Origin of the sequence: Micromonospora fluostatini (assembly GCF_050410825.1) — a bacterium.
GTDB lineage: Bacteria > Actinomycetota > Actinomycetes > Mycobacteriales > Micromonosporaceae > Micromonospora > Micromonospora rosaria.
The window spans coordinates 1598504-1623000 of sequence record NZ_CP191251.1 but is presented as its reverse complement, the minus strand read 5'-3'; the positions used below and the strand labels follow the sequence as shown (position 1 = coordinate 1623000).

The 24497-nt window shown below is 73.3% G+C and carries 23 protein-coding genes; 3 read left to right on the top strand and 20 right to left on the bottom strand.

The genetic code is table 11. From position 1 onward, the window contains the following. Window positions 1-318: 318 nt before the first annotated feature. Genes ACQUFX_RS06825 through ACQUFX_RS06800 form a run of 6 tightly spaced genes read right to left on the bottom strand, consistent with a single transcriptional unit; the run spans window position 319 to window position 6217 of the window. The gene (locus tag ACQUFX_RS06825) at window positions 319-1890 is read right to left on the bottom strand and encodes a hypothetical protein (RefSeq protein WP_428965177.1); all 1572 of its coding nucleotides are present in this window, start codon (window positions 1888-1890) and stop codon (window positions 319-321) included. Next, window positions 1890-2189 carry a YciI family protein gene (locus tag ACQUFX_RS06820; protein WP_428965176.1) on the bottom strand — a complete coding sequence of 100 codons (300 nt, stop codon included), beginning with the start codon at window positions 2187-2189 and terminating at the stop codon, window positions 1890-1892. The genes ACQUFX_RS06825 and ACQUFX_RS06820 overlap by 1 nt, the downstream gene beginning before the upstream one ends. Next, entirely contained in the window at window positions 2186-3505 is a 1320-nt protein-coding gene (locus ACQUFX_RS06815; protein WP_067373984.1) for a helix-turn-helix domain-containing protein, read from the bottom strand. The genes ACQUFX_RS06820 and ACQUFX_RS06815 overlap by 4 nt, the downstream gene beginning before the upstream one ends. A gap of 45 nt (window positions 3506-3550) precedes the next feature. Further along, window positions 3551-4312 carry an SDR family NAD(P)-dependent oxidoreductase gene (locus tag ACQUFX_RS06810; protein ID WP_428965175.1) on the bottom strand — a complete coding sequence of 254 codons (762 nt, stop codon included), beginning with the start codon at window positions 4310-4312 and terminating at the stop codon, window positions 3551-3553. Beyond that, on the bottom strand, window positions 4309-5289 hold the full coding sequence (locus tag ACQUFX_RS06805) for an alpha-ketoacid dehydrogenase subunit beta (RefSeq protein ID WP_428965174.1): 981 nt from the start codon (window positions 5287-5289) through the stop codon (window positions 4309-4311). Before ACQUFX_RS06805 ends, ACQUFX_RS06810 begins: the two co-directional genes overlap by 4 nt. Further along, entirely contained in the window at window positions 5282-6217 is a 936-nt protein-coding gene (locus ACQUFX_RS06800; RefSeq protein ID WP_428966880.1) for a thiamine pyrophosphate-dependent dehydrogenase E1 component subunit alpha, read from the bottom strand. Before ACQUFX_RS06800 ends, ACQUFX_RS06805 begins: the two co-directional genes overlap by 8 nt. 130 nt (window positions 6218-6347) lie before the next feature. Between ACQUFX_RS06800 and ACQUFX_RS06795 the strand changes: the two genes are divergently transcribed. Further along, the gene (locus ACQUFX_RS06795) at window positions 6348-7478 is read left to right on the top strand and encodes a mandelate racemase/muconate lactonizing enzyme family protein (RefSeq protein ID WP_428965173.1); all 1131 of its coding nucleotides are present in this window, start codon (window positions 6348-6350) and stop codon (window positions 7476-7478) included. Between the two features lie 108 nt (window positions 7479-7586). On the opposite strand, the gene ACQUFX_RS06790 is transcribed toward ACQUFX_RS06795, so the two are convergent. The 6 genes from ACQUFX_RS06790 to ACQUFX_RS06765 form a co-directional block, all read right to left on the bottom strand. Continuing rightward, window positions 7587-8000, bottom strand: a complete 414-nt coding sequence (locus tag ACQUFX_RS06790; protein ID WP_428965172.1) for an L-rhamnose mutarotase — start codon at window positions 7998-8000, stop codon at window positions 7587-7589. Beyond that, window positions 7997-8833, bottom strand: coding sequence for a carbohydrate ABC transporter permease (locus tag ACQUFX_RS06785; RefSeq protein ID WP_428965171.1), 837 nt, complete (start codon window positions 8831-8833; stop codon window positions 7997-7999). The genes ACQUFX_RS06790 and ACQUFX_RS06785 overlap by 4 nt, the downstream gene beginning before the upstream one ends. After that, a complete protein-coding gene (locus ACQUFX_RS06780; RefSeq protein ID WP_428965170.1) occupies window positions 8830-9789 on the bottom strand; it encodes a carbohydrate ABC transporter permease in 960 nt (319 codons plus the stop codon). Before ACQUFX_RS06780 ends, ACQUFX_RS06785 begins: the two co-directional genes overlap by 4 nt. Window positions 9790-9850: 61 nt before the next feature. Continuing rightward, entirely contained in the window at window positions 9851-11149 is a 1299-nt protein-coding gene (locus tag ACQUFX_RS06775; RefSeq protein ID WP_428965169.1) for an ABC transporter substrate-binding protein, read from the bottom strand. A gap of 15 nt (window positions 11150-11164) precedes the next feature. After that, entirely contained in the window at window positions 11165-12175 is a 1011-nt protein-coding gene (locus tag ACQUFX_RS06770) for a Gfo/Idh/MocA family protein (RefSeq protein ID WP_428965168.1), read from the bottom strand. Further along, a complete protein-coding gene (locus ACQUFX_RS06765) occupies window positions 12172-13374 on the bottom strand; it encodes a M20 metallopeptidase family protein (protein WP_428965167.1) in 1203 nt (400 codons plus the stop codon). The genes ACQUFX_RS06770 and ACQUFX_RS06765 overlap by 4 nt, the downstream gene beginning before the upstream one ends. Before the next feature lie 113 nt (window positions 13375-13487). Between ACQUFX_RS06765 and ACQUFX_RS06760 the strand changes: the two genes are divergently transcribed. Continuing rightward, on the top strand, window positions 13488-14342 hold the full coding sequence (locus tag ACQUFX_RS06760) for an amidohydrolase family protein (protein WP_428965166.1): 855 nt from the start codon (window positions 13488-13490) through the stop codon (window positions 14340-14342). A gap of 996 nt (window positions 14343-15338) precedes the next feature. Here ACQUFX_RS06760 and ACQUFX_RS06755 read toward each other — a convergent pair. From ACQUFX_RS06755 to ACQUFX_RS06725, 7 genes are all read right to left on the bottom strand, one after another. Then, the gene (locus ACQUFX_RS06755) at window positions 15339-16202 is read right to left on the bottom strand and encodes a S1 family peptidase (RefSeq protein WP_428965165.1); all 864 of its coding nucleotides are present in this window, start codon (window positions 16200-16202) and stop codon (window positions 15339-15341) included. 114 nt (window positions 16203-16316) lie between these two features. After that, on the bottom strand, window positions 16317-17009 hold the full coding sequence (urtE, locus tag ACQUFX_RS06750) for an urea ABC transporter ATP-binding subunit UrtE (RefSeq protein ID WP_428965164.1): 693 nt from the start codon (window positions 17007-17009) through the stop codon (window positions 16317-16319). Beyond that, window positions 17009-17764, bottom strand: a complete 756-nt coding sequence (gene urtD / locus ACQUFX_RS06745) for an urea ABC transporter ATP-binding protein UrtD (protein ID WP_428965163.1) — start codon at window positions 17762-17764, stop codon at window positions 17009-17011. Before urtD ends, urtE begins: the two co-directional genes overlap by 1 nt. Then, window positions 17761-19011 carry an urea ABC transporter permease subunit UrtC gene (gene urtC, locus ACQUFX_RS06740; protein ID WP_428965162.1) on the bottom strand — a complete coding sequence of 417 codons (1251 nt, stop codon included), beginning with the start codon at window positions 19009-19011 and terminating at the stop codon, window positions 17761-17763. Before urtC ends, urtD begins: the two co-directional genes overlap by 4 nt. Beyond that, window positions 19008-19895 carry an urea ABC transporter permease subunit UrtB gene (gene urtB, locus ACQUFX_RS06735; RefSeq protein ID WP_428965161.1) on the bottom strand — a complete coding sequence of 296 codons (888 nt, stop codon included), beginning with the start codon at window positions 19893-19895 and terminating at the stop codon, window positions 19008-19010. The genes urtC and urtB overlap by 4 nt, the downstream gene beginning before the upstream one ends. A 62-nt stretch (window positions 19896-19957) precedes the next feature. Further along, a complete protein-coding gene (urtA, locus tag ACQUFX_RS06730; RefSeq protein WP_428965160.1) occupies window positions 19958-21199 on the bottom strand; it encodes an urea ABC transporter substrate-binding protein in 1242 nt (413 codons plus the stop codon). A 577-nt stretch (window positions 21200-21776) separates the two neighbouring features. Further along, a complete protein-coding gene (locus ACQUFX_RS06725; protein WP_428965159.1) occupies window positions 21777-22865 on the bottom strand; it encodes a substrate-binding domain-containing protein in 1089 nt (362 codons plus the stop codon). A gap of 100 nt (window positions 22866-22965) precedes the next feature. Here ACQUFX_RS06725 and ACQUFX_RS06720 point away from each other — a divergent pair, with 100 nt between their 5' ends. Then, window positions 22966-23427, top strand: coding sequence for a MarR family winged helix-turn-helix transcriptional regulator (locus ACQUFX_RS06720; protein WP_428965158.1), 462 nt, complete (start codon window positions 22966-22968; stop codon window positions 23425-23427). A gap of 28 nt (window positions 23428-23455) precedes the next feature. Here the strand turns inward: ACQUFX_RS06720 and ACQUFX_RS06715 are convergent, their stop codons facing one another. After that, window positions 23456-24484, bottom strand: a complete 1029-nt coding sequence (locus tag ACQUFX_RS06715) for a serine hydrolase (protein ID WP_428965157.1) — start codon at window positions 24482-24484, stop codon at window positions 23456-23458. Window positions 24485-24497: the final 13 nt, after the last annotated feature.

Here is a 24497-nt window from a genome sequence, read left to right as displayed (position 1 = left end):
GCACGGCCGGTCGAGCAAAGCACGGCCGGTCGGGCGCGCCGGGGCCGACCGGACGGGTGGCGGGGTGGTTCCGGGGCCCGGACGACGGACCACCGCCGATCCCTCCCCGTGCCCGGTCCTAGGTGGTTCTCCCAGCCTGGCCTGGCCGTGGTCCTCCCCGGCCTGGCCGGAGCCCTGGTCCCACAGACGGGGCAGCTCGACAGGAGGCGGAGAGGAGCGCCGCCGCCCGCCCACCGAGTCCGCCGGTCAGACAGTGGGAGGCCCCGGGCCGCCGGCTACGGACCGGCGGCTCGGAGCCTCCCACCACCACCGCCGGGGTCAGTCGGCGGAGTGGGCGTGCCGGGCGGCCCGCTCGGCCAGCCACAGCCAGCGACGCTGCACCTCGCCGGAGGTCGCGGCGACCATGGCCAGCGCGTCATTGCGCACCGTGGTCAGCGCGTCCGCGCCGGCCGCCGGGTCGTCGAGCAGGGCCGCGCCGTCCCGGAAGGCCGTCGCCTCGGCCGATCCCCCGAAGCGGGGGGCCACCTCGTCGCGCCAGAACTCCTCCCAGGTCAGCTCCGGGTTCCAGGTGAACCGGGCGTACGCCAGGTAGCTGACCTCGTTGGTCGGGTGGTAGGCCGACGGCTCGGCGAAGATGGTCAGCCCGCGCAGCCCGGCGGCGGCGCTGCGGGTGGCCATGTCGGTGTACAGCTCCGGCACCCAGGAGTGCCGCTGCCGGTTCCACTGCGAGCCGGCGTGGGTACGCAGCACGTTGGTGGTGTGCGGCAGGGCCGCCACGTGCTCGCCGGTGAGCCGGTCCCGGTGCTCGTACCAGAAGCCCCGGTTGACGCAGTACTGGTAGGCCACGTCGTCGGGCAGGTCCGTCAAGGGCTTCTGGGCCTCGAGGTCGAAGATGTTGTCCCAGTACACCTCGACCAGGTGGCGCAGCGGCACCCCGGCCGGGCCGGGCCGGCGGGCGGTGTCCAGCAGGGTCGGGTACACCGACCGCATCGCCTCGTACGACCAGGAGGTGCGCTCGCCGCCGGTACGCCCGGCGCACCGCGCGCAGGCGCAGCTACCGTAGTCGCCGGTCTCGAAGTTGATCCCGCCGACCGGCAGGGTGTCCAGCAGCCAGTCGATGGCGTCGCGGTGCCAGGCCAGGTTGTCCGGCTGCGACGGGCAGGCGGCCATCATGTACTCGCTGGCCGGGAAGTGCAGGTCACCGAACTCGTCGATGTCGAAGCCGACCTTCTTCGGCAGCTCGGCGGCCAGGTCGGGGCGCTGCCGCAGCCAGGTGGCGAGGTTGTACCGGTGCCGGCCGTCGAAGTAGATGCCGCCGTAGGCGTTGATCCCCACCCCGGCGATGATCCGCACGCCCCGGGCGTTGGCGTACTCGCACAGCTCGCGGGCCGCCTCGACGCCGCCGTGGGCGTCGCGCAGCAGGCCGTACACGACGATCCCGCCGATCCGCTCGCGGCTGCAGAAGTCGACCAGCCGCCGGTAGTCGGCACCGAACGCGTCGGCCCCCTTGGCGTACGGGTTCAGCGCGCCGATCTCCTGCTGGCCGAGCTGGCGCAGGTCCCAGTTGGTGGAGTGGTCCCAGGTCCACAGGGTGCGCAGCGGCAAACCCGGCGTGCTGTCCCACGAGCCCACGGGCAGGCCGGCGGGGGTGCCGCGGGCCAGCAGGTCGCGGGTGGCGTACACCAGGCCGGCGAACGGGTCGCCGACGATCCGGATCTCCCCGGTGGCCGGCACCTCGATCCGGTACCCGCCCTCGGGCAGCGCCGGGTCGGCGGTGAACCGCACCGGCTCGGTCCCCTCCCCGAGCGCGTCGGCCAGCAGCGTGGCCGGGTACGGCGCGTGTTCGGCGCCGAGCACCCGCACTCCGGGGACCTGGCGGTACTGCGACATCATGACCTCCCGAGGGACTGCGGGGTGGCGGCGAGGTAGTCGATGACCTCGATGGCCGTCCACACCCGGTGTTGCCAGTACGGATCGTGTTCGACGAGGGCGCGGGCCGCCGCCGCGTCGGGGGCCCGCAGCACGAGCACGGAGGCGCGCAGGTCGGCCCGCGCTCCGGCGACCAGGGCCGTGCCGTCGGCGAGCAGCGCCCGCACGTGGGCCAGGTGGGCGGCCCGGTGCGGTTCCCGGCGGCGGGCCGCGTCGGCGGCGAAGGTGGCGGTGACCAGGTACGTCGGCGTGAACCTCACGTGTCCGCCCCGATCGCCCCGACCAGGCGCTGCATGGCCACCCGGTAGACGGTCTGCGGCCGGCCGGCCCCGGTGCTGACGTGCACGCCGACCTCCTCGGCGAACCCGGCCGCGCGCAGCGACTTGAGCAGCCGGCGGGCCGAGCGGGTCTCCACCCCGTACGCGTCGGCCAGGCCCCGGGCGGTGACCTGGTTGGGGTCCATCTGGTGCAGCGCCTCCAGCAGCCGGCGGGTGGACAGCGGCCCGAGCCGCAACTGCTCGGAGACCCGCAGCACCCCGGGGGCGGTCTCGCGCAGCCGCTGCTTGACCGCGCTCTCCCGGGTCGAGTAGATCTCCCCGTCGGGGAAGACCACGTGCGTGCCGCCGGCCCGGCCGAGCGCGAGGGCCTGACGGGCGTTGGCCTCGGCGGCGGCGATGGTGGTGCCCGCGCCGAAGCCGACGGTGTGCTCGCCGTCGACGCCGCGCAGGGCGAGCAGGGAGGCGTGGCCGGCGCGGTGCCGGGCGATGGCGCTCTCCACGGTGCCCCGGGTGGTGGTGATCAGCAGGGTGCGGTCGTCGATGGCGTTCAGCCGGCCGCGCATCCGCTCGGCGTGCTCCAGCAGCGCCTCGCGCAGCCGCAGCCGCTGCCGTTCCGCCTGGTACGGGTCCTGCTGGCGGGGGCCCGAGTCGGCCAGCTCGACCATCATCACGGCGATCTGGGTGGCCCGGGACTGGCGTACCTCGGCGGCGAGCCAGGCCCGGCGCAACGCGTCGCGGACCGAGGCGCGGGTGTGCTCGACCCGCCACACCGGCACCCCGCGCTCGCGCAGTTCCCGGTGCACCGCGCCGAGGCAGGTCAGGCACGCCTGCACCGCCCCGGACTCGTACCGCTCCCGGTGGTAGGCGGTGATCTCGGCCAGGCCGGAGAAGAGCAGCCCGGACGAGTCCGCGATCGGCAGGATCTCGGTGGGCGGCTCCAGCTCGATGTCGTGGTACGTCTCCCGGACGGTGTCCGCCTCGATGGTGTCCACACTGACCCGGGGCAGTTCACCGCCGCCGGCCAGCAGCATCCGGGACAGCGTCCGGTACAGGTCGATCCCGGCGTGCCGGATGTAGTCGATCTCGGCGCGCAGCCCGCCGGCCGCGGCGGCGAAGGCGTACGGGATGCGCCCGGTGAAGAGCAGCACCTGGCACAGGTCGTCCAGCTCCCGGGCCAGCTCCGGGGCCTGCTCGGGGTTGGTGTACGCGCGGGCGGTCACCTCCTCCGCGCGCCCCTCCCCGGCCGCCACCTCCTGCACGAGCCGGATCGAGTCCTCCGGGCCGATGATCCCGATCACGATGCTGCCTCCACGTCGTCGCCCTGGCCGTCGGGGTCGGGCTGCTCAGCCGGTGTAGACGGTGCCGGCGAGGCCGGCGCTGACCGGTGCCGCCAGCAGCACCAGCACCGACGCCACGTCCTCGGGCCGGCCCAGGGCCGCCTCGATCCGGGCCACCTGGGCGCCGTCGGTGCCGTTAACCCGCGCCTCGTCCAGCGACCGCCGCATCAGTGGCGTGTCGATGTCACCGGGACAGAGCGTGTGCACCCGGATCCCCTGTGGACCGAGCTGGCGGGCCAGCGTCAACGCCAGACCGTGCAGTCCTCCCTTGCTCGCGCCGTAGGGTACCGAGCCGGACCCGGTCTGCACGCCGGCCTTGGAGCCGACCAGGACGAGCACCCCGTCGCCACCGGTCAGGTGCCGGGTGGCGTGCTTGGCGACCAGGAACGGCCCGGTGAGGTTGACCGCGATCACCCGCTGCCACAGCTCCAGCGGGACGTCGGCGACGGCCGTACCCTGCCCGCGCATGACGCCCGCGACGTGCAGCACCGCGTCGATGCCGCCCAGCTCGGCGGCGACCGCGTCGAGCGCCGCGGCGACCTGCGCCTCGTCGGTCACGTCGACCGGGCGGGCGCAGGCGGTCGCGCCGACGGCGCGGGCCTGCGCGGCGGCGCCGGCCGCCCCGTCGGCGTCGGCGTCGAGCACCGCCACGGCCGCGCCGGCCGCCGCGGCGGCCCGCACGGTGGCCAGGCCGATGCCGGAGGCACCGCCGACGACGACCACCCGGCGGCCGGCCAGCAGGCCGGCCGCCGGGGTGCCGCCGGTCACCGTCGGACCGTCCGGCGGACCGCCTCGACCACGTGCTCGGCCTCGGGCACCACGGCCTTCTGCAGGGCCGGGGCGGCCGGCATCGGCACGTCCGGGGCGGCCACCCGGGCCACCGGGGCGCGCAGGTCGGCGAAGCACTCGGCGGCGGCCCGCGCGGCGATCTCCGCGCCGAACCCACCGGTCAGGTTCGCCTCGTGGGCGACGACCAGCCGGCCGGTGCGGGCCACCGAGGCGGCCACGGTGTCGAAGTCGAGCGGGTTGAGCCAGCGCAGGTCGACCACCTCGGTCTCGATGCCCTCGGCGGCGAGCTGGTCGGCGGCGGCCAGGGCCGCCGGGACCATCCGGGACCAGGCCACCACGGTCGCGTCGGCGCCGGAGCGGACCACCCGGGCCCCGCCGACGGGCTCCACCTCCGCGTCGGTGCGCACCGGGCCACGGGTCGGGTAGAGCATCCGGGCCTCCGCGACCACCACCGGGTCGTCGCTGGTCACGGCGGTGCGCAGCATCTGGTACGCGTCGTCCGGGGTGGCCGGCAACGCCACCCGCAGCCCGGGGGTGTGCGCGAGGTACGCCTCGATCGAGTGGGAGTGCTGGGCGCAGGCGCCCGGCGAGTACCCCTGCTGCATCCGGATCACCAGCGGGGCCTTCCACCGGCCGGCGCTGGAGTAGTGGATGGTGGCGATCTGGTTGACGATCTGGTCCATCGCCACGAAGGTGAAGTCGGCGTACATGATCTCGGCGATCGGGCGCAGGCCGGTCATCGCCGCGCCGAGCGCCATGCCGAGGAAGCCGGTCTCGGAGATCGGGGTGTCGAAGATGCGGTCCGAGCCGAACCGCTTGTGCAGCCCCTTGGTGGCACCGAACGGCCCGCCGGGCAGGGCCACGTCCTCACCGAAGTAGACGGTGTCGGTCCGGCTGTCCAGCGCCCAGGTCAGCGCCGCGTTGACGGCCTGGATGTAGCGCAGCGACTCAGACATAGACGTGCTCCTTGGCGGTCGCCGGGTCCGGGTACGGCACCTCGCGGGCGGCGGTGACGGCGGCCTCCACCTCGGCGGCCACCTCGGCGTCGATGGCGTCGAGCCAGGCGGTCAGCTCGGCGTCGGCGGCCTGACGGATACGGGCCAGCGGCTCCCGCTCGCGGGCGGCGGCGATCTCGCCGGCCGGCCGGTAGTGCTGCACGTCCCCGCTGTAGTGGCCGACCAGGCGCTCGGTCATCGCCTCCACGATGGACGGGCCGGAGCCCTCCCGGGCCCGGGTGACCGCCTCGGTGAGCGCCTCGGCGACCGCGTCGGGGTCGTTGCCGTCGACCACCCGGCCGGGCACGCCGTACCCGGCGGCCCGCTCGGCGAGCTGCCGGACGCGGACCATGTCCTCGATCCGGGACATCTCCGAGTAGACGTTGTTCTCCACGACCAGGACCAGCGGCAGGTCGAGCACGGCGGCGAGGTTGATCGCCTCGTGCACGTTGCCCTGGTTCATCGCGCCGTCGCCGATGCTGACCACGGAGACCGCGCCGCTGCCGGTGCGCTGGGCGGTCAGCGCCGCCCCGGTGGCGATCGGCACCCCGGCGCCGACGATCGAGTTCTCCCCGACGAACCAGCGGCCCGGGTCGGACAGGTACGGCGAGGCGGCCCGGCCGCCGTTGACGGCCGAGTCGCGCCCCATCATCTCGGCGAACAGTCCGGCCATGTCCACGCCCCGGGCCAGCGCCCAGCCGTGGCCGCGGTAGGTCGCGGTGACGTGGTCGCCGTCGCGCAGCGCGCGGGCGGCACCGACCGGGATCGCCTCCTGACCGTTGCACAGGTGGATCGAGCCCGGGATCTCGCCGTCGTCCTTGAGGGCGGCCAGCCGCTCCTCGAACCGGCGGATCCGGGCCATCGCCCGGTAGTCGTCCGGCAGACCCATCACACCCCCAGTGAAGATTTAGAGCCCTATTCCGGCTCGTTCGGATTGGAGCCTAGACCAGGGACATCATGCTATGGAAGAGTGCAGAGGCAAGTTTGTGGCCGTTATTGGTCTCTAATTTGGGGGCAGCATGGAGATCACCGCCGTCGAGTCGGTGGTGCGGGGCGACGCGCACTTCGTCCAGGTCCACACCTCGGCCGGGCTGGTCGGGGTCGGCCAGTCGGCCTGCTGGGGCTACCCGGGCGCGGTGCACGCGGTGGTGGAGACCTTCCGCCCGTACCTGCTCGGCGCCGACCCGGACCGGATCGAGCACCACTGGCACCACCTGTACCGGATGGGGCCGTTCCGGGGCTCGGTGCTCACCGCCGCCGTCTCCGCGGTCGACCTGGCCCTGTGGGACCTGCTCGGCAAGCGCCTGGAGGTGCCGGTCTGGCAACTGCTCGGCGGCCGGGTCCGCGACCGGATCCGGCTGCACCTGCTGCTGCCCGGCACCGGCGCCGAGGCCCTGGCCGCGCAGGCCGCCGCGGCGGTCGCCGACGGGTTCACCGCGGTGAAGTTCGACCCGCTGCCGGCGAACTACGGCGACCTGTCGCTGGCCCGGCTGGTCACCGAGACCGAGGCCACCACCGCCGCCGTGCGCGACGCCGTCGGCCCGGACGTCGACCTGCTCATCGAGCTGCACCGCAAGCTCACCCCGTTGCAGGCCGAGGCGGTGGTCCCGGCGGTGGGTCGGCTGCTGCCGCTGATGGTGGAGGACCCGATCCAGATCGACAGCGTGAGCAGCCAGGCGGCGGTGAGCCGGCGGGCGCTGGGGGTGCCGATGGCCAACGGCGAGCGGCTGCACACCATCTGGGAGTTCAAGGAGCTGCTGGCCCAGGGCGGCGCCCAGTACGTCCGCCCCGACCTCGGCCTGGCCGGCGGGATCAGCCACGCCCGCAAGATCGCCGCGCTGGCCGAGTCGTACCACGCCGCCGTGGTCAGCCACAACTGCCTCGGCCCGCTGCTCACCATGGCCTCGGTACACCTGGACACCGCGATCCCGAACTTCGTGACCCAGGAGTACTCCCCCCTCGACGACGCCCTCGTCGACGGCCCGGCCCGCGCCTGCGTCCGCCGCGAGGGTGGCTACCTGCCGGTCCCCACCGAGCCGGGACTCGGCGTCACCCTCGACCTCACCGACGAGACCCCGCTGGACCTGACCGGCCGTCCGCTCACCCGCATCCCGTACCGCGCCGACGGCTCCGTCGCCTACGCGGTGTAAGGAAGGGCCCCCTGTTAACGCTTCCGGTAGAGCAGGGGCCCCTTCTTCACACCGGCACCCCGGGGCCCGGCGGAGTTCCGTCGGGCCCCGGGGCGTACCAGGCCGCGATCAGGGGGCCGGCGGGCGGCCGGGGTGGTGGAAGACCGGGTACGCCCACAGTGGCTCCCCGTCGGCGTCGGCGATCTCGGCGAACAGGTGCGCCAGCGACGCCGTCCAGCGGGCCTGCACCTCGGACGCGCCGGTGACCCGGCGGGTGTGGTCGAAGCCCCACCGGGTCCGCAGCACGCAGATCAGCAACAGGCCGTGCCGGTAGATGTGGTAGTCGTACACGCCCGCCGCGTCGAGCAGGGCGGTCATCTCCGGCCAGAGGTCGGCGTGCCGTCGTTCGTACTCGGCCTCCGCCCCGGGGCGCAGCCGGTACAGGTGACAGACCTGCTCCCCCGGGCCGCTCGGCGGGGTGACGCGGCCCGCCCCCGACCCGGTGCCGGGGTCGGGGGCGGGCAGCCGGGAGCCGCTGTTCACTTGCCGGAGCCGGCCAGCGCGCCGGAGACGAGCTGACGCTGGAACACCAGGTAGATGATGAGCACCGGGAGCAGGGCGACGATCAGGCCGGCGCTGACCAGCGGCACCGACACGTCGTACTGGCCACTGAGCATGGAGACCCCGACCATCAGCGTCTTGGAGTCCGAGCCGCCCATGATGACCAGCGGCAGCAGCAGGTCGTTCCACATCCAGACGAAGTTGAAGATGGCCAGGGCGGCCAGTGCCGGGGTGGCGATCGGGGCGAGCAGCCGGAACAGGATGGTGAAGTGTCCGGCCCCGTCGACCCGGGCCGCCTCGATCAGCTCGTCGGGCACCTGCTGGAAGTACCCGGCGAGCTGGTACGTGCCCAGCGGCAGCCCGAACGCGGCGTACGCCAGGATCAGCCCCTGGTACTCCCCGGACATGCCCAGGTCCAGCACGGTCTGGTACAGCGGGTAGATGATCGCCTGGCTGGGGATGGTCAGGGTGACGATGATCAGCAGGAAGACCAGCTTGCCGCCCCGGAACCGCAGCTTGGTCACGGTGTACGCGACCAGCATCGCGGCCACCACCGACAGCACCAGCCCGGCGACCGTGGTGATGATCGAGTTGAGCAGCAGCCGGGGCATGTCCATCCGCTTGAACGCCTCGACGTAGTTGTCGAAGGTGATGCCACTGGTGGGCAGGCCCAGCGGGTCCCGGGCGAACCCGGTCTGCGTCTTCAGCGAGCTGACCACGGTGAACAGCAGCGGGTACAGCGCCGCCACCGAGACCACCGCCAGGGCGAAGATCAACAGGTAGCGCCCGATCTGGGCGGAGTGTCGCCGGTTCATCGCGGCTTACGGGTCCCCTCTGTGAACATGTGCCGCACGCTGAAGATCGACAACACGGCGACGAAGACGAACAGGGCGATACCGATGGCCGAGCCGTAGCCCCGGTCGAGGAACTGGAAGGTGGTGAGGAAGACCAGGTACTCGGGGAGCATGGTGGCGTTGCCCGGACCGCCCTGGGTCAGCGCGTAGATCAGCGGGAAGAGCCAGATCAGCACACCGGAGGCGCAGAGCACGCTCCAGTACGCCACGGTGGGTCGCAGCATCGGCACCACCACCGAGAACAGTCGCCGCCAGAAACCGGCCCCGTCCAGGTACGCGGCCTCCATCACCTCGTCGGGGATGGTGGCCAGCCCGGCCAGGTAGGTCATCACGCCCAGGCCGAAGAGGCTCCACAGGGCGACCGCGACCAGCGAGAAGAGCGCGCTGTTCTGCCCGTTGAGCCACTCGATGGCCAGCGGCTCCAGCCCGACCGCGCGCAGTCCGGCGTTGAGTGGCCCGTCCGGGGCGAGGATCTGCCGGAACATGATGCCGACGACGATCGGCGCGATGGTGTACGGGATGAAGTAGACGGCCCGGAAGAACTTCCAGCCCGGTGCCCGCTGGTGGATCAGCACCGCCAGGACCAGCGGGAACACGATCCAGATCGGCAGCGTGGCGACCACCAGCAGGGCGTTGCGGAAGCTGGCCAGGACCACCGGGTCGTCGAACATCCGGGTGTAGTTGTCCAGCCCGGCGAAGGAGCTGTCGCCGAATCCGCTGGAGGATTCGAAGCTGGTGATGACGCCCCGGACCAGCGGTACCACCTTGAAGGTGACCGCCAGGGCCACCGCCGGCAGGACCAGCAGGGCGCCGAACCACCACTCCCGGGCGTGCCCGGGCCGCCGCCGGGCGCGGCCCGGCGGGGATGGAGGTGTCGCGACGGCCGGCCCCTTGGCCGGCGCGGTGGAGATGCTCATCGGGTTGTCCTCCCCCGGACTGGCCGGGTGGGGCGGCACGGCGCCACCCCACCCGGTGCGACTAGCGGCCCTGCTGCTTGGTGGGGCTGCGCTCCAGCGCCTGCTGCATCTGCTCGGCCCACTTGTCGACGGTGAGCTGGCCGAGGGTGACCTGCTGCCAGCCACGGGCCAGCGCGTCGGCCTCCGGCCCGGAGAGCATCACGCCGGCGTGCAGGGTGGGGTCGGCGACCAGTTCCTGGATCTTCTTGAAGGCCGGCGACGAGGGCAGCAGCGACGGGTCCACGGTCGTGTTCAGCGGCTGCCCCTTGGCGTGCTTCACCCACAGCTCGCCGTTCTCCTTGCCGGCCAGCCAGGTGATGAACTCCAGCCCGGCCTCCTTCTTCTCGCTCCACTTGGTCACGCCGTAGACGGCGCCCTCGATACCGGAGAACTTCTGCGCCAGCGGGGCGGACGGGTTGATCGCCGGCCACCGGGTGACGCCGAGCTTGTCGTCGCCGAGCGCCTTGCCGAACGCGTCCCAGTTCACCGCGTCGGAGATGATGGTGCCGGCGAAGGCGGCGTCACCGCGCTGGAAGATGTCCGCGCCGTCGGGCAGCATCGTGATCGACGGGGCGTTCTTGTTGGTCCAGCCCTTGGTGGTGATCTCGGCCAGCTTCTCCAGCGTCTGGACCAGCTTCGGGTCCGTCCAGGACAGGGTGCCGGCGAGCAGCCCCCGGATGTCGTCCTCGGTCAGGTAGTTCCGGGCGATCTCCGGGAAGTCCCAGTACGCCGGGAAGGTGCCGGACAGGCCCAGCGCCAGGCAGGTCTTGCCGGACTTGGTCACCGCGTCGCAGGCCGCCCCGAACTCGTCCCAGGTGGCCGGCGGCTTCTCCGGGTCGAGCCCGGCGGCGGTCAGCACGTCCTTGTTGTAGTAGAGGACGTTGCCCTGGTACGAGAAGGGGACGCCGTAGCACTCCTTGCTCGTGTCGAAGCCCTCGCACGCCCCGCTGTAGGTGACCAGGTCCTTGTTGATCTCGGCGGCCCTCTCGCCCAGCGGCACGTACGCGCCCCGCCGGTCGAACAGCTCCAGCCCCGCGTTGTTGGCCATCACGTCCGGCCCGGACTGCGAGGTGATGTACGGCCCCTGCACCTCGGGGTACTTGTCGAAGGGGACCGCCTGCATCTCCAGCTTGATGTCCGGGTGGCTGGCCTCGAAGGTGGTCTTCACCGCCTGCCAGTACTCGGTGCCGCCCGGCTCCCAGGTGAGCACCTTCAGGGTGACCGGGCCGTCCGAGCCGGCACCGTCACCGCCGCACCCGGCCAGCACCGCGGCGGCGGCCACGCCGGCGGCGAGCACGCCGGCCAATCTACGTCGAAACATCGGCGGAAGCTCCTGTCAGGAGAGGGGATCGGGGGAGATCCGACGGGGAGCGCCGCCTGCGGCGGCGCTGTCGGCCACGGCTGCGGCGACCTGCACCACGTGCAACCCGTCGGCGAGCGGGACGACCGCCGACGGTTCGGTGCCGGTCACCCGACCGATGAAGTGGCGCAGTTCGGCGGCGAGCGCGCCGCCGCCGTCGAGCGGCGACAGCAGCCAGTCCGGCGCCTCGGTCCGCTCGGCCTGGACGAGCAGGGTGGGGTGGCCGAGGTCGACGTGCGCGACCCCGTCGGTGCCGTACACCTCGACCAGGTCCGAGGTGTGGTTGGGGGTGTGTTCGGGCAGGAGGTAGCTGTTGCGGATCGACGACACGACGTCGTTGGCGTGCCGAAGCTCCGCCCACACCAGAACCGGCGACGCCGATCCGGGTCGGGTCCGGGCCGCCGCGCGCACCTCGACCACCGGCGCCTGGGCGTACCAGATCGCCAGGTCGATGTCGTGCACGGCGGTGAGCAGGGCGGGGTGTTCGTGCGGGAAGAGCCGGCTGAGCGTGCGCGGGCGGTCCCGGCGCGACGAGACGGCCAGCACCTGACCGAGCCGGCCGGCGCGGACCGCGTCGTACAGCGCCCGGTGCGGGGCGCTGTGGCGCAGGATGTGCCCCGGCTGGCAGAGCACCCCGTGGGTCCGCGCGGCGGCGACGATCGCGGCGGCGTCGCCGACCGTCGCGGCGAGGGGCTTCTCGACCAGCACCGGTACGCCGGCGGCGAGCAGCGCGACGGCGACCGCCCGGTGGGCGGGACCGGGTACGCAGACCGACGCCGCCGCCGGTGCGCCGGCGGCGAGCAACTCCGCGACGGTGGCGAAGGTGCGCGGTACGTCGTGCTCGGCGGCGACCCGCGCCCGGGTGGCCGGGTCCGGGTCGACCAGCGCGGTCACCGGCACCCCGAGCGACCGGTACGCGGCGACGTGCCGCAGGCCGAACGCGCCCGCGCCCACCACGGCGACGGCGGGTACCCGTGCTCCGCTCACGCCGACACCGCCGCGACGCTGCTCTCCGCGGCGGCGGCGAGCCGGCCGTCGAGGACGGCCCGGGTGAGCCGGTCCAGGGCGGTCACCCCGGTCTCGAGGCAGCGCTCGTCGACGTCGAACGCGCCGGAGTGCAGCGGCGCGCCGCCCCGGTCGCCGGTGACCCCGAGCTTGACGTACAGGCTGGGGCCGAGCGCGCCGAGCAGGGCGAAGTCGTCCGTGGTCAGCGGCGGCACCGCCAGGTCGACCACCTCGACCAGGCCGGGCAGCTCGGCGTGGGCCAGGGCGACCAGTTCGGCTGCGTTGCGTACCGGGGGCATCTCGTTGGCCCAGGTGAAACGGATGCCCAGGTCGAGCGCGGCGGCCTGCTGGCGGGCGACCCGTTCGATGACCGTCTTGAGCCGCTCCCGGGTGCCCTCGTCGTGGGTGCGCAGCGTGCCGGTCGCCTCGGCGTACCCGGCGACCTGGCTCTGGCTGGCGCCCCCGGCGATGGTGCCGATGTTGAACGCCACCAGCTCGTCGGCGTTACGGGACCGGGCCACGGCGGCGTGCAGCAGGTTGACCATGCCGCTGAGCCCCAGGATGGCGTCGCGGCCCAGCGCCGGGGTGGCGGCGTGGGCGGCCCGGCCGAGCACCTCGATCCGGAACGCGTCCTTGGCCGCCATCGCGGTGGCCCGGTCCACCCCGAGCGCGCCGACCGGCAGGTCGGGCCAGCAGTGCAGGCCGAGGACGGCGTCGAAGCGCCGCCCGCGCAGCGCCTCGTCGGCGAGCGCGGCGGCGGCTCCCGAGGCGGCCCCGAACGGGATCTCCTCGGCCGGCTGGAACAGCACCGTCACCGAGCCCCGGGCCGGGGGCGCGGCGGCGAGCCGGGCGGCCACCCCGTAGGCGACGGTCATGTGCACGTCGTGTCCGCAGGCGTGGCAGACCCCGGCGTTGCCGGAGGCGTACGGCTCGGACTTGGCGTCCTGAACGGGATAGGCATCCATATCGGCCCGAAGAAGGACCGCCGGGCCCGGGGCGGCTCCGTCAAGCTCGACGAGCAGGCCGGTGCCGGCGATGCCGGTCCGGACCCGACCGAGCGGCTGGAGCATCGCCGCCAGGGTCGCGGCCGTCTCGTGTTCCGTAAACCGCAGCTCGGGGTGTTGATGAAGCTGACGCCGCAGCCGTACCAGCTCATCAACCTCGTCGTGCGCCAGCGTCACCTGGTCCACCCCTCGCTCACGTCCTGCAATCCGGACCTAATTGAGACAAGAACCTAAGTCAGGGGGGTCCCCACGTCAATAACCAGGCAGAATTTGGGTTATGGTCCGTAACCATGGACCGCGCTGACGCCCACCTGCACCTCTTCGCCGACGGCTACCCGGGCCGGTACGGCCGCTCCCCCGCCGGCGGCGACGAACTCACCACGTACCAGGACATCCGGCGCGAGCACGGCATCAGCCGGGCGCTGGTGGTCGGGTACGAGGGGCAGCCGCGCTTCGCCGGCAACAACGCGTACCTGGCGGGCCTCGCCGCCACGCACGACTGGATCGCGCCGGTCGCCTACGTCCCGCCTGGCGGACCCGCGCACGACACGGACCTGGACCGGTGGTGGGCGGCGGGCTTCGTGGGCGTCACCGGGTACCTGGCGGAGCCGGACCAGGCCGACCGGTTCGCCGCCTGGCTGGCCGGGGCCGCCCCGGCGCTCAACCGGGCCGGCGCGGTGCTCAGCCTCAACGCCACCCCCGCCGCGACCGCCCGGCTGGGGTCCGCGCTCGCCGCCCTGGACGGGTGCCCGGTGCTGTTCAGCCATCTCGGGCTACCCGGCAGCCGGCCCACGGCCCCGGCCCCGCAGGCCGCCGCCGAGGCGCTCGCCCCGCTACTCGACCTGGCCCGACTCCCCCACGTCGGGGTGAAGGTCTCCGGGCTGTACGCGGTCAGCGAGCCCGCGCACGCCTGGCCGCACGCGGCGGCGCGACCGTTCGTCGACGTACTCCTGGACCGTTTCGGCACCCGGCGGCTGTACTGGGGGTCCGACTTCCCGCCCAGCCTCGACCACGTCTCGTTCGCCCAGACCCTCGACCCGGTCGGCCTGGAGCAGCTCACCCCGGCGGAACGCGCCGACGTCCTCGGCGCGAACCTCCACCGCGCGCTCGCCGTCCCGACCCGCCCCGCCCCCGGCGCCCGCTAGCCCCGCGCTCCCCGCCCGTCACGACCGCCGGGGCCCGTCACCACCGCTGGGGCCCGTCACCCACGCGGTGGCCTACCGCCGAAGACCGGTACCACCGCCTCGGCTACCGCGACCGGCGCGGCCCAGCGCGCCGCCGCAGCGACCGGCGCGGAACGACCACCGCCGGCGGCGGCATCGGCTCGCCCGGCGTGACCTCCATGGCCAGGGCACGAGGCGCGGTCGACAGACCGCGCCGGGCCGATGGACTGTGGAGGAACGCCCTTTCGAGCTGCCCCCACAGACGGGGCAGCCTCGCCCGCGCGTCGACCGGTCGGCACCGAAGGTCCGCGCCAACCGGGCCTTCCGCAACAGCAGGGGCCCGCGCCAGCCACGCCCCGTGCCGGACAGCCCCTGCGTTGGACAGGCCCCGCGCCGGACAGCCCTCGTGCCGGACCGACCCCGTGCCGGACAGGCCCTGCGCCCGCCGCGTCCCTGCGCCCCGTGGCGGCCGGGCCGACGTGACGGTAGGCCCTGTCGACAACGCGGGTGACGTCATCGCCGAAGCAACTCGGCGGGGCTCATCCGGTGGCGGTTCGCGGCGACAGCGCAGTCGGCTGCCACGGTGAGCCGGGTACCGGTCGGGCTGGTGCGACAGTCGGGCATGACAGCCCGGCGGGCAGGCGGGCGACTGCCGGGACAGCCTGGGCCCTGGCCGGCTGCGGGCGGAGTGCCGCGGTTCGGTCTCATCAACGGGGCAGCTCGAAAGGGACAGCAAGAGACTCCTCCGGCCGGCCGGGGGACGCGGCACCCAGCCGGGAGACCAGGCCGCCGGCCGGGAGACGAGACAGCCGGCCGGGAGACGAGGCAGCCGGCCGGGGCCGGGTACCGACGCGGGCGCAGGAACCGACGCCCGCCGCGACCGGGGCCCTGGACGGACCGGGCGTGCCGGTCGGGCGGGTTCGGAGGCGGGCCGGACGGCCCGGCGGCAGGGGCACCGCGGGGCCGTCCGGGGCGGGGTCAGGGCAGGGTGAGGCCGTAGGCGGCGAGGATCTCGGTGATCGGCTGGTAGTAGGTGGTGCCGCCGGAGGAGCAGTTGCCGCTGCCGCCGGAGAGGATGCCGAGGATGGTCCCGGTGGAGGCGGCGTAGAGCGGGCCGCCGCTGTCGCCCGGCTCGGCGCAGATGTTGGTGCGGATCAGCCCGGACACCGAGCCCTGGGCGTAGTTGACCGTCTGGTTGAGGGCGGTGACGGTGCCGCAGCGTACCCCGGTGGTGGAGCCGCTGCGGCAGACCGCCTGCCCGACGGTCGCGTTGCCGACGTTGGTGATCGGCAGCAGGCCGGGGTAGGTCCAGACCGCGCTGGGCCGGGGCAGCGGGCCGGTGTGCTGGATCAGGCCGTAGTCGTTGCCGGGAAAGCTGCTGCCCACCCGGGGGCCGAGCGGGCTGGTCTGGGCGCCGTAGGCGTACCAGGTGGCGGAGGTGACGGTGCAGTGCCCGGCGGTGACCAGGTAGGAGGTGCTGCCCCGGCGGACGTTGGCGCCGAGCGAGCAGCGCCCGCCGCCGGTGCCGTAGATGGCCTCCCCACCGGCGATGAGGGTGCGCAGCCGGCCCGGTTCCCGACGCACCACCACCCCGGCCCGGTCGGCGGTGGCCCGCAGGGCGGCCCGGTCGGCCGCGCCGACGGTGTCGTCGAGGGTGAGGGTCATCCGGCCGGTGGCCGGGTCGAGCCCCCAGGCGGTGCCGGGGGTGGTCACCCCGGCCAGGGCGGTGGCCGCCACGGCGGGGTCGGGGGCGGGGGCTGCCGGCCGGGCCTGGGCGATCCCCGCCGGGAGGATGGCGAGCAGGGCGGCCAGGGCGAGGGTGCTGATCGGGTGACGACGCATCCGGATCTCCACATCGACATCGGTAGATGACTGTGGATACAGCATCGGCCCCGGGGCGGGGGTTGCCAAGGGTCACCGCACCCGGTCTTACCGACGACGAGGTGCGGTGACCGCTCAGACGGCCAGGGCCCGGCGGACCTCCGCCTCGGCGGTCACCCCGCCCGCGCCCCGCGAGGTGACCCGGCCCGACTCCAGCACGTGGTAGTGGTGGGCCACCCGCAGGGCGAAGCCGAGGTGCTGCTCGACCAGGAGCACGGTGATCCCGGCCCGGGCGGCCAGGTCGGCGATCCGGTCCTGGATCTCCACCACCACCGAGGGCTGGATGCCCTCGGTCGGCTCGTCGAGCAGCAGCAGCCGGGGCCGGGTGATCAGCGCCCGGGCCAGGGCGAGTTGCTGACGCTGGCCGCCGGAGAGCAGCCCGGCCCGGCGGCGCAGCAGCGGGCGCAGCGCCGGGAAGAGGTCCAGCGACTCGTCCAGCGCCGCCGCGCCGTCGCGCCGGCCGTCGGCGACCAGGCGCAGGTTCTCCGCCGCGGTCAGGTGCGGGAAGCACTGCTGCCCCTGCGGCACGTACGCCATCCCCCGGGCCACCCGCTGGTGCGGGGCCAGCCGGGTGACGTCCTCCCCGTCCAGCTCCACCCGGCCGGAGCGGGGGCGCAGCAGGCCGACGGCCACCCGCAGCAGGGTGCTTTTGCCGGCCCCGTTGTGGCCCAGCACGCCGGCCACCTGGTCGGCCTCGACGGTCAGGTCCACCCCGTGCAGCACCCGGCTGCGCCCGTACCCGGCGTGCACGTCCCGCAGTGTCAACATCACGCCTCCGTACCGCTGTCGACGCCGAGGTAGACCTCCTGCACACGCGGGTCGGCCTGGACCTGCGCCACGCTGCCCTCGCTGAGTACCCGGCCGGCGTGCAGCACGGTCACCGTGCGGGCGAACCGGCGCAGGAAGTCCATGTCGTGCTCGATCACCACGACCGTGCGGTCCCGGCTGACCGTCTCCAGCAGGGCGCCGGTGGCGTCCCGCTCGTCGTGGCTCATCCCGGCCACCGGCTCGTCGAGCAGGAGCAGCCGGGCGTTCTGGACCAGCAGCATGCCGATCTCCAGCCACTGCTTCTGCCCGTGGGCGAGGGTGCCGGCGAGCTGGTCCGGCCGGTCGGCTAGGCCGATCGTCTCCAGCGCCTCGGCCACCTCGTCGGGGGTCCGTCGGCGTCGCCGGGCCAGGCTCCACCAGCTCCGCCCGGCCCCGGCGGCGATGTCGAGGTTCTGCAGGACGGAGAGTTCCTCGAAGACGGCGGCGGTCTGGAAGGTCCGGCCGACGCCGAGCCGGGCGATCCGGTGCACGTCCCGGCCGAGCAGTTCGGTGTCGCCGAACCGGACCGACCCGGTGGCCCGGACCAGGCCGGTGACCGCGTCGACCAGGGTGGTCTTGCCCGCCCCGTTGGGTCCGATGAGGAACCGGATGTCGCCGGGGGCCACGTCGAGGTCGACGCCGCCGACGGCGGTGAACCCGTCGAAGGTGACCCGCAGGTCGCGGATGCGCAGGCCGTCGGGACGCTGCTCGCTCATGCGGTCACCCCCGTCCGGGCGCCGGCCAGCCCGGCGCCGTCGGTCGCCTCGGGCGCGCCGGCGCCCTCGACCGGCACGGTCGTGCCGACCCCGGCGGGCACCTCCCGTCTGCGGCGTCGCCACCAGCGGCGTCGGTCCGGGTCGTCGCCGCGCTGGCGGCCCAGCCCCACCAGGGCGGCCAGGCCACCCGGCAGGAAGGCCACGACCAGCACGAACATCAACCCCTGCAGGTACGTCCAGCCGCCCGGGAACCGCTCGGACAGCGCGGTCTTCGCCCAGGCCACCGCGACCGCCCCGAGCACCGGGCCGAGCAGGGTGGCCCGGCCACCGACCGCCACCCCGATGACGAACTCGATCGACGGGACGATGCCGATCATCGCGGGCGAGATGATCCCCACCGCCGGCACGAAGAGCGCCCCGGCCAGCCCGGCCATCCCGGCGGCCACCACGTAGGCGACCAGTTTCACGCTGGCCGGGTCGTACCCGAGGAACCGGACCCGTTCCTCGCCGTCGCGGACCGCGACCAGCAGTTCGCCGTACCGGCTCTGGATGAGCTGGCGGGCCAGGAGGAGCAGGGCCAGCAGGGTGCCGGCGATGACGAGGTACACCATCCGCTGGTTGACCGGGTCGGTCAGCGCGTAGCCGAAGAAGCCCTGGATGTCGGTGAGGCCGTTGGTGCCGCCGGTGGTGCCCTGCTGGCCGACCAGCAGGATCACCATCGCCATGGCCAGGGCCTGGCTGAGGATGGCGAAGTACGCCCCGCGCACCTTCCGCCGGAACACCAGCGAGCCGAGCCCGAAGGCGACCGCCATCGGCAGCAGCACGGTGGCGGGCAGCGCGAACCACGGGCTGGCGAACGGTCGCCACCACCACGGCAGCTCGTCGAGCTGGCCGTACAGTTGCATGAAGTCGGGCAGCTCACCCGGGCCCGCGTCGGCGAGCTTGAGGTGCATGGCCATCGCGTAGCCGCCGAGGCCGAAGAAGACGCCCTGCCCGAGGGTGAGCATCCCGCCCCGCCCCCAGGCGATGCCGATGCCGATCGCCACCATGGCGAAACAGAGGTACTTGGCCAGCAGGGAGAGCCGGAAGTCCGACAGCGCCAGCGGGGCGACGGCGAAGAGCAGCGCCGCGCCGAGGGCGAAGCCGGCGGCGGCGCGGGCCGGGCCGCCGCCCGGCAGCAGACCCCGTCGTCTGCCGCCGGCCGCCGGATCGGGGGTACGGCCGGTCGGTGCGGTCACGGTGCTCACGCGAGACTCCTGGTACGCAGGGTGAACAGCCCCTGGGGCCGCCACTGGAGGAACGCGACGATCGCCACGAAGACGAGCACCTTGGCGACGCTGAGGGTGGTCAGGTACTCGCCGGTCGCCTGGAGCACGCCGAGCGCGAAGGCGACGATGACGCTCCCCTTGAGCTGGCCGATCCCGCCGACCACGACGACCAGGAAGGCGTCGATGATGAGGTTGGTGCCCATGGTCGGGCCGATCGGGCCGAGCAGGGTGAGCGCCACCCCGGCGAGGCCGGCCAGCCCGGAGCCGACGAAGAAGGTCGTCCGGTCCACCCGGGCGGTGGCGATGCCGGAGACGGCGGCCAGGTCGCGGTTCTGCACGACGGCGCGGATCCGGCGGCCGAGCGGGGTCAGCCGCAGCGCGAGGGTCAGCGCCACCACCGCCGCCACGGCCAGCGCCAGGATGAACAGCCGGTTGTTGGCCACGGTGAGCCCGCCGGGCAACGCGATGTTGCCGGTGAGCAGGTCCGGGGCGCGGGTCTGCACGTTGGGGCTGCCGAAGACGTCCCGGGCCAGTTGTTGCAGGATCAGCGAGACACCCCAGGTGACCAGCAGGGTGTCCAGCGGGCGGGCGTAGAGGCGGCGGATCAGCAGCACCTCCAGCAGCACGCCCATCGTGCCGGCCACCACGAAGGCGACCGGCAGCGCCACCAGCAGCGACCAACCGGCCGCGGTGATGGTCTGCTGGAGCACGTAGGTGGTGTAGGCGCCGGCCATGATGAACTCGCCGTGCGCCATGTTGATCACGTTCATCTGGCCGAAGGTGAGCGCCAGCCCGAGCGCGATGAGCAACAGGACCGCGCCGATGCTGACGCCGGTGAAGAGTTGGCCGAAGAGGACTGTCACGGTGGGCACTCCGTACGGGGTGGGCCGGCCCGGACGGGGTGTCCCGTCCGGGCCGGGGTCGGTCAGCTCAGGCCGCTCGCCCAGGGGTAGCTCTTCAGGTACGGGTCGGGCGTGATCGGCTGCCCGGAGTTCCACACCTCGGTGATCAGGCCGTCCGCGCCGATCCGGCCGATCCGGGCGGTCTTGGCGATGTGCTGGGTGGCGCCGTCCACGGTCACCGTCCCCTCGGGAGCCTCGAAGGTGATCCCGTCGGCGGCGGACCGGACCTGCTCCACGTCGAAGGAGCCGGCCTTCTCCACCATCGCCTTCCACAGGTGCACCGCCACGTACGCGGCCTCCATCGGGTCGCTGGTCGGCTTCTCCGCGCCGTACTTCGCCTTGTACGCGGCGACGAACTTCTCGTTCGCCGCGCCCGGGGTGGTCTGGTAGTAGTTCCAGGCGGTCAACTGGCCGGTCAGGTACTGGGTGCCGATGCCCTTGACCTCCTCCTCGGCGATCGACACCGAGACCACCGGCATGGTCGCGGCGGTCAGCCCGGCGGAGGTGTACTCCTTGAAGAAGGCGACGTTGCTGTCCCCGTTGAGGGTGTTGAAGACCGCGTCGGCCTTCGACGAGCGCACCTTGTTGACGATGGTGCCGAACTCGGTGGAGCCGAGCGGGGCGTAGTCCTCACCGAGGACGGTCATCCCGTTCGCCTCGGCGTACGCCTTGATGATTTTGTTCGCGGTGCGGGGGAAGACGTAGTCGCTGCCCACCAGGTAGACGGACTTCTTCCCCTGGGACTTGAGGTAGTCCAGCCCGGGGACGATCTGCTGGTTGGTGGTCGCGCCGGTGTAGAAGATGTACGGGGACTGCTCCAGACCCTCGTACTGCACCGGGTAGAACAGCAGCGCCTTGTTGCGCTCGAAGACCGGCTTCACGGCCTTGCGGCTGGCCGAGGTCCAGCAGCCGAAGACGGCGGCGACGCGGTCCTGGCTGATCAGCTTCTCCGCCTTCTCGGCGAAGGTGGGCCAGTCGGAGGCGCCGTCCTCGGAGACCGGCTGGATCTTCTTGCCGAGGACGCCACCGGCGGCGTTGATCTCCTCGATGGCGAGCATGATCGAGTCACGGACGGTGACCTCGCTGATGGCCATGGTGCCGGAGAGCGAGTTGAGCAGGCCGACCTTGACGGTGTCGCCGGAGACGTCGGCGCTGACGCCCGTACCGGATCCCGCGTCGGTGGTCTTGCTGCCGCACGCGGCCAGGGCGGCCGTGGCGACCAGGGTCAGGGCACCCGCCAGGATGCGGCCCCGGAACGATGTCATCAATTCTCCCTGCGCGCTGCGTCGGAGCAGTGATCGGTTATGGGCGGTGGTCGGCGTGCGGAAACAGTCGTCGACGAGTGGCGTCGGGCGCCGATTCGCACGGTGCCACCGGAAACCGGCAACCGCCGGTTCCCCAGTTTTCGTACTGTCGTTTGTCGAGTCTTCTCAGGGTGCGCGGTGCGGTCCGTGGTGTGGCGGTCGGCGGAACCGGCCGGCGGGTGGACACCGGCCGGATCCACGGCTGTCATCAGGCAGGGAAAGCCTGTGCGCGCATCGTTGCGGGAATGTTTCCCCACCCTTAATTGACTGTTTCCGATCGCTCGATCGGTCCACACGAAAAAGCCGACACCACAATTACCCATGATCGAGGAATTGGATGTCGGCACCCGAGGTCAACACCTCGGACAAATGCATGACGGCGACGCGACGGCCACCTCCGGCGACCGATGAAGAAGCCCGGCGGAGGCGAATTACTTCACGCAGGAAGCATCTTAGGCCGGGAGCGGGCGAGCCTGTCAAGCAGCGGCCGGCGGAAAGTCCACCATCGACCGGTCACGCACCGGCCGAACCGGACGGCTCACAGTTCGGCGAGCACCCGGAAGTCCAGGCCGTCGGCCTCGGCGAGGTAGATGCGCTGGCGCACGTGCCGGCGGCGCAGCCGCAACTCGCCCCGGGGCCCGCAGTACGAGACCTCGTCGGCGTTGGCCCCGATCGCCCGCACGTCGAGGGTGCGGGCGCGGGCGATCAACGCGGCCAGCAGCATCACCCCCTCGTAACAGGACTCCCCCAGGCTGCCCAACGGCGGCGCCTCCAGCCCGAACCGGCGGGCGAACTCACCGTGGAAGTCGAGGTTCTCCCGGGTGGCCAGGTCGGCGAAGAAGCCCGCCGTGCTGTAGAGCCGGCCGGTGGCGCGCGGGCCGCTGGCCAGCAACATGTTCTCGTCCATCAGGGTGCTCAGCCGCAGGCAGCGCCGGTCCAGACCGGACCGGGCGAACGCCCGGTTGAACCGGACCGCGTCCGCCCCGACCAGCAGCATCAGCACCGCGTCGGCGTCGCTGTGCTCGATCCGGCGCAGGATGTCGGCGAAGTCGTGGGTCTCCAGCGGCAGGAAACCCAGCCCCACCACCCGCCCGCCGGTGCGCAGCGCGTACCGCTGGGCGGCGCGGGCACTGCGCCGGGGCCAGACGTAGTCGTTGCCGACCACGAACCACCGGCGTACCCCCTGCTCCCCGGCGAGCAGCCGCATCGCCGGCCAGAGCTGGGCGTCGGGCGTCTCGCTGGTGAGGAACACCCCCTCGGTCCGCTCACCGCCCTCGTACAGCGCGGTGTAGACGTAGGGCACCCGGTGCGCGACACGGGGCGCGAGGGCCTGGCGGACCGACGAGATGTGCCACCCGGTCACCCCCTGCACCGCCCCGGTGGAGACCAGCAGCTCGACCTCCGTGGCCACCTCCGCCGGGGGCGCCCCGCCGTCGACCGGGACCAGGCGCAGCTCCCGGCCCAGCACCCCGCCGTCGCGGTTGACCTCCTCCACCGCCAGTTGGGCGCAGAGCTCACAGGTCGGACCGAACATGCCCGCCGGCCCGCGCATCGGGTACACCAGGGCGACGTTGACCACCGACCGGTCCACGGTGAGCCAGGGCGGTCGCGGTGCCGGCGCGGACATGCCACACATGATTGCCCGCGAACCCACGCCACACCAGGGCTCTCCATCCACCGGGACGAGCCGATAGCATGACGGGGCCACCGCTGGCGGAGGAGATCGCATGGCAGAGCTGCCCGGGGCGTCAGCCGACCTGCTGCGCCCGCTGACCCGTGCCGAGCGGCTGCTCTCCCGCCGGATCGGTGCCGTGCTGGCCCCCGAGGGTCTCACCGTCGAGGCGTGGCGGGTGCTCTGCCTGCTCGCCGACGGGCTCGGCCACCCGATGACCGAGGTCGCCGCCGAGGCCTGTCTGCCCCCGGGGACCCTCACCAAGCTGGTGGACCAACTCGTCGACCGGAACCTGGTCTTCCGCCGGGTCGACCCCTACGACCGGCGGCGGATCCGGGCCTGCCTGACCGTCCGGGGTCGGCGGGAGCACGACCGGCTGGAGGCGATGGTCCGGGCCGACCTGGCCGAGCTGACCGGCGGAGCCGGCGAGGAGGAGGCCCTCACCCGCCGGCTCGCGGACCTGGTCACCCGGCTCGACCCGGACCGTCCCCGGCAGCCGACCCCCGCCCTGCGCTGACGATCGGGCGGGGCGCGCACGCCCGGGTCTAGCCGCCGTCGACCGGACGGAAGGGGGCCACGGTGTGCCGGGACGCCCCCGCCGGGGCGGTGCCGGCCCCGACCGTGTCGAACAGCACCCGGCCGAGGTCAGCGTGGGCCCGTACCGCCGGGTGGGTGCCCCCGTAGTTGTCCCGGTCGCCGAGGGTGTCGGCGAAGAAGGCGTAGGTCAGGGCGGGGGCCCCGGTCTGGTCGAAGACGATGCCCACCTCGTGCCGGGCGGCCCCCCGCTCGTCGTAGTCGGCCCCGTACTTGGTGGCCACCCGGCTGCGCTCGGCCGAGGACATGTCCCGGCGGATCCCGTCGTGGTAGCCGTTGATCCAGCGCAGCACGCCGAGCAGGAAGCTGGTGGAGCCGGCGGAGAGCAGGGTTCCGTTCGCCAGCCGCCAGAGCAGGTCGTGGGTCTCCCGGGGGGTGGTGACCCCGAGGAAGAAGCGGTTCGGGTTGGCCACCGGCTCGACCCGGGTGTGGGTGAACCCCTTGGCGGCCAGGATCTCGTTGATCTCCAGGGCGGGCACCACCCGACCGCACATCCGGACCGCCGTGTTGTCCGAGACCAGCAGCATCGCGGTGAGGAAGTTGGCGACGGTGACCTCGTCCCCCCAGACGGTCTGCAGGTGGTAGAGGCCGCTGCCGCCGAGGATGATGTCGGGGGTGAGGTCGAGGCGCTGGTCGAGCCGGAGCTGCCCCCGGTCGATGGTGTCCAGCACCGCCACCGCGACGGCGAGTTTCTGCACGCTGTAGCCGTGCGTCACCCGGTCGGCGTCGTCGGCCAGCACCGTCCGCAGGGTGCCGGTGGCGTCGACCCGGGCGACGTGGGAGTGCCACACCCCGCCGGCCTGCCTCGTCCGGGTCCGGTACGCCTGCCGGATCCGCTGTGTCGGGTCGAGCGGAGCACGGTCGGCGGCGGGGTCGGCGCCCGGTGCCGGCGCGGCGAGGGCCGGACGGGGGACCGCCACCAGGGCGGCTGTCGCCGCGCCCAGGCCGAGGGCGACGCGGCGGCTGACCTTGTCGGGCATGTTCTCTCCCCTG

Excerpts from the sequence above, each read along its gene's own strand:
- ACQUFX_RS06825 (WP_428965177.1), bottom strand. The coding sequence starts at position 1,890 with ATGTCGCAGTACCGCCAGGTCCCCGGAGTGCGGGTGCTCGGCGCCGAA.
- ACQUFX_RS06805 (WP_428965174.1), bottom strand. The coding sequence starts at position 5,289 with ATGTCTGAGTCGCTGCGCTACATCCAGGCCGTCAACGCGGCGCTGACC.
- ACQUFX_RS06800 (WP_428966880.1), bottom strand. The coding sequence starts at position 6,217 with ATGGGTCTGCCGGACGACTACCGGGCGATGGCCCGGATCCGCCGGTTC.
- ACQUFX_RS06795 (WP_428965173.1), top strand. The coding sequence starts at position 6,348 with ATGGAGATCACCGCCGTCGAGTCGGTGGTGCGGGGCGACGCGCACTTC.
- ACQUFX_RS06785 (WP_428965171.1), bottom strand. The coding sequence starts at position 8,833 with ATGAACCGGCGACACTCCGCCCAGATCGGGCGCTACCTGTTGATCTTC.
- ACQUFX_RS06780 (WP_428965170.1), bottom strand. The coding sequence starts at position 9,789 with ATGAGCATCTCCACCGCGCCGGCCAAGGGGCCGGCCGTCGCGACACCT.
- ACQUFX_RS06775 (WP_428965169.1), bottom strand. The coding sequence starts at position 11,149 with ATGTTTCGACGTAGATTGGCCGGCGTGCTCGCCGCCGGCGTGGCCGCC.
- ACQUFX_RS06760 (WP_428965166.1), top strand. The coding sequence starts at position 13,488 with ATGGACCGCGCTGACGCCCACCTGCACCTCTTCGCCGACGGCTACCCG.
- ACQUFX_RS06755 (WP_428965165.1), bottom strand. The coding sequence starts at position 16,202 with ATGCGTCGTCACCCGATCAGCACCCTCGCCCTGGCCGCCCTGCTCGCC.
- urtE (WP_428965164.1), bottom strand. The coding sequence starts at position 17,009 with ATGTTGACACTGCGGGACGTGCACGCCGGGTACGGGCGCAGCCGGGTG.
- urtD (WP_428965163.1), bottom strand. The coding sequence starts at position 17,764 with ATGAGCGAGCAGCGTCCCGACGGCCTGCGCATCCGCGACCTGCGGGTC.
- urtA (WP_428965160.1), bottom strand. The coding sequence starts at position 21,199 with ATGACATCGTTCCGGGGCCGCATCCTGGCGGGTGCCCTGACCCTGGTC.
- ACQUFX_RS06725 (WP_428965159.1), bottom strand. The coding sequence starts at position 22,865 with ATGTCCGCGCCGGCACCGCGACCGCCCTGGCTCACCGTGGACCGGTCG.
- ACQUFX_RS06720 (WP_428965158.1), top strand. The coding sequence starts at position 22,966 with ATGGCAGAGCTGCCCGGGGCGTCAGCCGACCTGCTGCGCCCGCTGACC.
- ACQUFX_RS06715 (WP_428965157.1), bottom strand. The coding sequence starts at position 24,484 with ATGCCCGACAAGGTCAGCCGCCGCGTCGCCCTCGGCCTGGGCGCGGCG.